The sequence below is a fragment of the Desulfofundulus sp. genome (genome assembly GCF_049701015.1).
Taxonomy (GTDB): domain Bacteria; phylum Bacillota; class Desulfotomaculia; order Desulfotomaculales; family Desulfovirgulaceae; genus Desulfofundulus.
Genome location: NZ_JBNATZ010000123.1, coordinates 1 through 7308, shown reverse-complemented (window position 1 = coordinate 7308; position 7308 = coordinate 1). Strand labels below are relative to the sequence as shown.

Genomic DNA, 7308 nt, shown 5'->3' with positions numbered 1-7308 from the left:
CAATCCCTCTTCCAAACCATGCTTCACCTGCTCATGACCGGCAAGGTCCGGGTAAAAGACCTGGAGGTGAATCTTGATGCCCCTGGACGGTGAAAAGGCCACGGTCCAAAATCCCTTCATCCGTTACGCCACCGAAACGGGCTGGCAGTATGTCGCCCCCTCTGAGCTGGAGCTCCGGCGCGACGGCGTGGGCGGGCTGGTGGTCCGGGATGTCTTTGTCAGCCAGCTCCAGAAATTAAACCCCGGCGTAGTGGATCACCTGCGTGCCGAAGAGGTATTAAAGCGGCTGGAGCGCGTGCCGCCCACCATTGAAGGGAACCTCCAGGCCTGGGAATACTTGAAGGGCCTGCGCTCGGTCTATGTGGAAACAGAAAAAAGGGAACGCAACATCTGCCTTTTGGATCTGGACAACTGGCGGGCTAACGTCTTCCAGGTTTCCGACGAGTTTACCTATACCAATGGCACCTATACCATCCGGGCCGATATTGTCTTTTTAATTAACGGCATCCCGGTGCTGGTGGTGGAAACAAAGTCCACCAGCGAGATCGAGGGCATCGCCAAAGCCCTGGACCAGTTGCGCCGTTACCACCAACAGGCCCCCGAATTCATGGCCCTCTTGCAGGTATGTAACCTCACCCACCTGGTCCGCTTCTACTATGGAGCCACCTGGAGTTTAAGCCGCAAGAACCTTTTCAACTGGCGGGACGAAAGCATAAGCCAGGATTTCGAATCCCTGGTGAAAAGCTTCATCCATCCCCAGCGGGTTTTGCGGGTGTTGACGGACTTTATCATGTTCACCCGCAAGGATGACGTTTTGAGCAAGGTCATCCTGCGCCCCCACCAGATGCGGGCCGTTGGCCGGGTGCTTAACCGCGCCGCCGACCCGGCCAAAAAGCGGGGACTGGTCTGGCACACCCAGGGTTCGGGCAAGACCTACACCATGATCACCATTGCCAAAAAGCTCATTGAAGATCCCCGTTTTAATAACCCCACGGTGCTCATGCTGGTGGACCGCAACGAGCTGGAACAGCAGCTTTTCAGCAATCTCTCCGCCTGCGGCCTTGGCGCGGTGGAGGTAGCCAGAAGTAAAAACCATTTAAGAGAGCTTTTGGCTTCCGACCGGCGGGGTTTGATCGTGAGCATGATCCATAAATTTGACGACATGCCGAGGGACCTTAACCTGCGTTCCAATATTTTTGTCCTGGTAGATGAGGCCCACCGCACCACTGGCGGCGACCTGGGCAACTACCTTATGGGCGCCCTGCCCAATGCCACCTATATCGGTTTTACCGGCACTCCCATTGACCGCACGGCCCACGGCAAGGGCACCTTTAAAGTCTTTGGCTGCGAAGATCCCCAGGGCTATCTGGATAAGTACAGCATTGCCGAATCCATAGAGGACCGTACGACGGTGCCCCTCCATTATGCCCTGGCCCCCAATGACCTGCGGGTGGACCGGGAAACTCTGGAGGAAGAATTCTTGAATCTGGCCGAGGCCGAAGGGGTCAGTGACGTTGAGGAACTGAATAAGGTTTTAGAAAAAGCCGTTACCTTAAGGAATATGCTCAAAAACCGGGAGCGCATAGAGCGGATCGCCGCCTACGTGGCCCGGCACTACCGGGAATATGTGGAGCCGCTGGGTTATAAAGCCTTTTTAGTGGGAGTGGACCGGGAAGCCTGTGTTCTGTATAAAGAAGCCATGGACAAATACCTGCCGTCTGAATATTCGTCTGTGGTGATCAGCCGGGGGTATAATGATGAAGCTCATCTGGCCCGTTATCATCTTTCCGAGGACGAAGAAAAGAAAATCCGCAAAGCCTTTGCCGACCCGGAATCACTGCCTAAAATTCTCATTGTCACTGAGAAGCTGCTTACCGGTTATGACGCCCCTGTACTGTATTGCATGTACCTGGATAAGCCCATGCGGGACCATGTGCTGCTGCAGGCCATTGCCCGGGTCAACCGGCCCTATGAAGATAAAGATGGTCACCAGAAGCCGGCTGGCTTTGTCCTGGACTTTGTGGGTATCTTTGAAAACCTGGAGAAAGCTTTAGCCTTTGATTCCCGCGACGTGGAAGGGACCATCCAGCACCTCGACATGTTAAAAGTACGTTTTGCGGAAATGATGGCCGCAGCCAAAAGGGATTACCTGTCCATTATTAAAAACTACAGTTATGATAAGGCAGCAGACAAAGCCCTGGAACATTTCCGGGGTCAAGAAGAAAAACAAAAATACTACAGTTTCTTTAAGGAACTGGCCAACCTTTATGAAATTCTTTCCCCCGACCCATTCTTGCGGGAATATCTGGATGACTATGACCAGTTGGCCAGACTATACCGTCTTCTCCGGTCGACGGAGACAGTTCCTTTAGATAAAGAGCTGATGCGGAAAACAGCCCGGCTCGTGCAGGAACATACCCTTCCAGGGGCAATTAAAGATGCGGTGGACATTTATGAAATTACCGAGCACACCCTGGAAAAGCTGGCCGAGGACACCGCCCCCTATACGGTCAAGGTTTTTAACCTGCATAAAAGCATCATCGAAGCGGTCACCGAAAGAGTTAAGCAGGCACCCTATCTCCTTTCCATCGGGGAGATGGCTGAAAGAATCATCCAGGCCTACCAGGAGCGGCAGTTAAATACCCAGGAAGCGCTCAAGCGTCTGCAGGAATTAATTGATGAATTTGTGGCGGCGGAGAAAGAGCGGGCCGAGAAAAGAATGGCCCCGGAACCTTATGCCGTATACTGGCTTTTAAAGCGGCAAAAGGTTAAGGGCGCTGAACAGGCAGCCCGGAATATGGCCCGGGCCTTTGAACGTTATCCCTATTGGCAGAGCAGTGAAACCCAGGAACGGCAGGTACGTTTGGAACTTTATAAGAACCTCAAAGCAGCAGCCGTAAAAGAAATAAAAAATTTGGTAGACCAGATATTAAGTTTGTTAAAGGGGGCTGGACGATGAGTGTGACCTTAGGCCATAACTTATCCGGCAGGCAACAGGAGCCATCAACTGATAATCCGGCTTATGTTGCCGTAAAAGATTCCCTCGGGAAGCTGATGGAGCACGGCGATGTATCCTATGATCTGACGAATACTCTTGCCTCCCTGGATGAGCTTGAGGAAGTGATTCCGGAAGCGGTATTCCGGGCGGAAGTGGCTACCTGGGCCAGGCGGATCGGTGTGGAACCCAAACAGGTCCAGCTCCGGGCGATGAAAAAGAAATGGGCCAGTTGCTCCAGCAAAGGGCGGTTGACCTTTGATCCGGCCATATTACGGATGCCGGCGGCCTTCCGGGCGGAGGTCATTGTCCATGAGCTGCTGCACTTGAAGATACCCAACCACGGCCCACTGTTTAAGGCGCTGCTGAGGGGGTTTTTAGCGAAGTATAGAGGGGAGTGCGGCTTCTCTTTTTGGACCGGCAACAAATAAAGTTGGGAAAATCGCTTCTTCACCATGATAAAAAAGGCATATACTTTATTAACCTTATTTTACCTGGCCAGTGTCGGGTTCCAAAGGCCGGCAGACCGGTCCGGTGTTCAGAATGGACAGGGAGGTATTACCAGATTTATGGATGACGATAAGCTCCGGATTTGCCGGGATCGTTTAATCAGGGTATTTCGTTATCTTGAGGCGTTGAACCAGCACCGCAACCCGGTGACGCGTCACGTGCGTGAGCAATTGTGGTCCTTGTGGCTTGAAGAGCTTCCCGAGCACCCGTGTATCCAGCTTGGGGAAAAGCCGGGCTTTGATGATGGTGAAGCTGTTGAGGGTGATGCAACAGGTGATGAGTTTCTTCTGAAGGTCCGGCGTCCCGAGTTAAAAAATCCCCCTGCCCCGCCGGATGCCATTAAAGATTGGCTGGAGCCCGGCTGGGAGGATCCGGACAGGGATGTAACAGTACGGGAGTCTATAACCGTAGAGTTAAAGGGACAGGTACATGTTAGATGGTTCAAAGATGATCCTGAGCGCCAGCGAGTCTTTAATAACTGGAAGGCGGCACGGGATGAATGGGCTCGTGCTGAAGGTCCGGCTCGAAAAGTAATGAAGTTATTCGTCAGCCTTTACGAATTGTATGGCCGGATGCAGAAAGAAGCTGAACTCATCGAATTCGTCCTGGGTGATGGAATATTATCGTGGCGACGGAAGGAAGGCGGCATTTACCATCCGGTTCTGCTGCAAAGATTGCAGCTCAGTTTCAACCCGCTGATCCCGGAGTTCACTTTTTCAGAGACTGACCATGATGTCGAGTTATACTCGGCGTTGTTCCGTGCCCTGCCGGATGTGGACGGGCGATCACTGGCCATATCCCGGGATGAGCTATCGAGAGGGGACATTCATCCCCTGGGGGGCGAGCAGACTTCGGCATTCTTAAAACGGCTGGTGGTCAGGCTCTCATCACAGGGTAAATTTATTGGGGAAGCTCTACCAAAGCCAGAGAGCTCCGAACCTGTAATTGGACGGAATCCTGTTATCTTTTTGCGCAAGCGGACGCTTGGTTTTACCACGGCTCTCGAGGGCGTCCTGGAAGACCTCCCCGGGAGGGAGGATATACCCGGGGCACTGCAAAATATTGTAGGTGTTGAGGCTCCCCCTGTGATGGACGATAATTTAACAGTTGATTCATCAGATTTTCTTCTGAACGAAGATGAAAATATTCTGCTGGGGAAAAGCGCAAATCCCGAACAGATCCGGATTGTCAGGAGCCTGGAAAGAAATTGGGGGGTACTTGTGCAGGGTCCTCCCGGGACGGGCAAGACGCACACCATTGCCAACCTTTTGGGGCACCTGCTGGCCCAGGGGAAAAGTGTACTTGTTACAAGTCACACTGCGAAAGCCCTGCGTGTGCTCCGGCAGCAGGTGGTCTCAGAGCTGCAGCCGCTCTGTGTCAGTGTACTGGAAAGCGACAGTGCGAGCAGGGCCGAGCTCAATGATGCAGTTCAGGGGATAGTGGCACGTCTTACCAGGTCTGATGCAGACCATTTGGAAGAAGAGGCCAGGAAGCTCACGGATCAGCGCAAGAGAATCCTGGCGGAATTAAAAGAAACCCGTCAAAAACTTTATCATGCGCGGGCGGATGAGTACCGCGATCTGGTGGTTGCGGGCAGAAGTTTTACCCCTCCTCAAGCTGCACGCCTGGTTGCGGAGGGCCGCGGCAGACACGACTGGATACCGGCACCGGTATCTCCGGGTGCAGCATTACCGCTATCGTTGACCGATTTACAGGAGCTTTACCGGACAAATGCTGCTGTAAGCTTAGAAGATGAAAGTGAACTTGCGTTGGAATTACCTCAAGTGGATAGACTTCTAAGCCCTGCCGATTTTGCCTCACTGGTGGAACAATATTCCCATCTGTTGAACAGCAACTTAACTTCCGGCGCAGACCTGTGGAATAAGGAACCGGGCGACGAGTCTGCTGAAGAAGTGGAAGCTCTGATGCAAAAGCTCCTGAATGCTTTTGACTCCGTGCCTGTAGATAAGACATGGGTGCTGGCCCTGGTTGTCGCTGGCAGCGGTGATCCGGCGTACCGGATGTCGGAACCATGGGAGAAACTGGTGGAACTGATCGAGGTTCTGTACAGGGAAGCTGCCCGTTCACAGGAACTACTGTTGCATTACCGCCCGGCCGTACCGGAAGACATCCCGCTGGATAAACAGAGTGAGACGGTTCAGCAGATCCTTTCCCACCTTACTGCCGGACGCAGGCTGAACAGCCTGGTTTTGCTGATGCATCCTGCCTGGAAACGGTTCCTGCAGAGCTGTCAGGTTAATGGGCACATGCCGGTAACTTCTGAAGAAATACGCGCTCTGGAAGCACTGATCCGGCTGAAGATGTTGCGCCGGGAGATGAGGGCCCGCTGGGACCTGCAAATGGCTGCCCTGGGAGCACCGGAGGCAGCTGAACTGGGGGACCACCCTGAACGAACTGCTCTACAGTACTGCGGATTGATGCGGAAATATTTAAGCTGGCATCAAGAAGTATGGAAACCGCTGGAGAAGGAGCTGAGACAGCTCGGATTTAACTGGACGAAATTCATATCCGGCCAGCCCCCTGAACCGGGTCCATACGGGGAATTTCTCCGTTTAAAGAAAGCTGTCACCGGCCCTCTCCAGGAAATGCTGGCGGTTAGAGCGAACCATATCCGGTTCCTGCAGGCCCGGAAAGCGCTCGCCGGGCTCCGCCATGCCCTGGGTACAGGTGATGGGGGTGTTGCTGGGGGCTTGCCGGGATCTCCAATAGCACATGGTGCCCGGGTTGTTGAACAGCTGCAGGAAGCTGTTGAAAGGCTGGACCCCCAGACGTACAGGAAAGCGTTTGCCCGTTTAACAGACCTGTATAACCGGCGCAGTGCTCTGGAGCTCCGGAAAAGCCTGTTGCACCGGTTGGAGGTGGTGGCGCCCGCCTGGGCTATGGCCATCCGCACACGTCAAGGTGTGCACGGGGGTGCTGGAGTTCCCGGAGATCCAGAAGCGGCCTGGTTGTGGCGTCAGCTCAATGATGAGCTTGACCGGCGGGCGGGGGTTTCGCTGGATGAGCTGCAGCAGAAAATTGAGATGCTCACCGCTGAGCTCCGGACTGTGACCAACAGGCTCATTGAGTGCCGTGCCTGGGCGGGACAGTTGCGTAAGACCAGTCTCAAACAGCGGTCCGCTCTGGTTGGTTACCTGGAGCTTATGAACCGTATTGGCGCGGGGTACGGTAAACGCGTCCCACGGTTGCTTGCTGAAGCGAGGAAGAAGCTGCGTGACTGCCGGGATGCCGTTCCCGTGTGGATTATGCCCCTGGCCCGGGTGGCGGAAAACTTTGACCCGCGCAACACTCGTTTTGACGTGGTAATTATTGATGAGGCCAGCCAGTGTGACGTTATGGGCCTCCTTGCGGTGTATCTCGGCCGGAAGGTGGTAATTGTTGGTGATCACGAACAGGTGAGTCCTGTTGCTGTGGGCCAGGATGCGGATGTTGTCCAGCATCTCATTGACGAGCATTTGCAGGGTATACCGAACAACCAGCTTTACGACGGGCATATGTCGGTTTACGATCTGGCCATGCAATCATTCGGGGGCGTTATCCGGTTGGTCGAACATTTCCGCAGTGTGCCGGAGATTATCCAGTTCAGCAATAAACTTTCCTACAATGGTGAAATAAAACCCCTCCGGGACCCGGGTTCAGTAATTTTGCAACCCCATGTGGTTCCATACCGGGTTACGGGTGCAACATCGGAAAACAAGATCAACCGCAAAGAAGCTCTGGCGGTTGCTTCACTAATAGTTGCCGCGGTGGAACAGCCGGAATATCGGGATAAGACTTTCGGC

Annotated in this window: 3 protein-coding genes; all 3 read left to right on the top strand. The window is 53.8% G+C overall.

Annotation, left to right across the window (positions count from 1 at the left end; translation table 11 throughout):
• The first annotated feature begins 76 nt into the window (after nucleotides 1-76).
• Complete coding sequence (locus ACPLUI_RS08730; protein ID WP_424659879.1) at nucleotides 77-2959, top strand: type I restriction endonuclease subunit R; 2883 nt, start codon at nucleotides 77-79, stop codon at nucleotides 2957-2959.
• Nucleotides 2956-3426 (top strand): M48 family metallopeptidase, encoded by a 471-nt coding sequence (locus ACPLUI_RS08725; protein ID WP_424659878.1) that lies wholly within the window; start codon nucleotides 2956-2958, stop codon nucleotides 3424-3426. The genes ACPLUI_RS08730 and ACPLUI_RS08725 overlap by 4 nt, the downstream gene beginning before the upstream one ends.
• Nucleotides 3427-3564: 138 nt before the next feature.
• Nucleotides 3565-7308 (top strand): AAA domain-containing protein (locus ACPLUI_RS08720; protein WP_424659877.1); only part of this gene is annotated, 3744 nt, incomplete at its 3' end.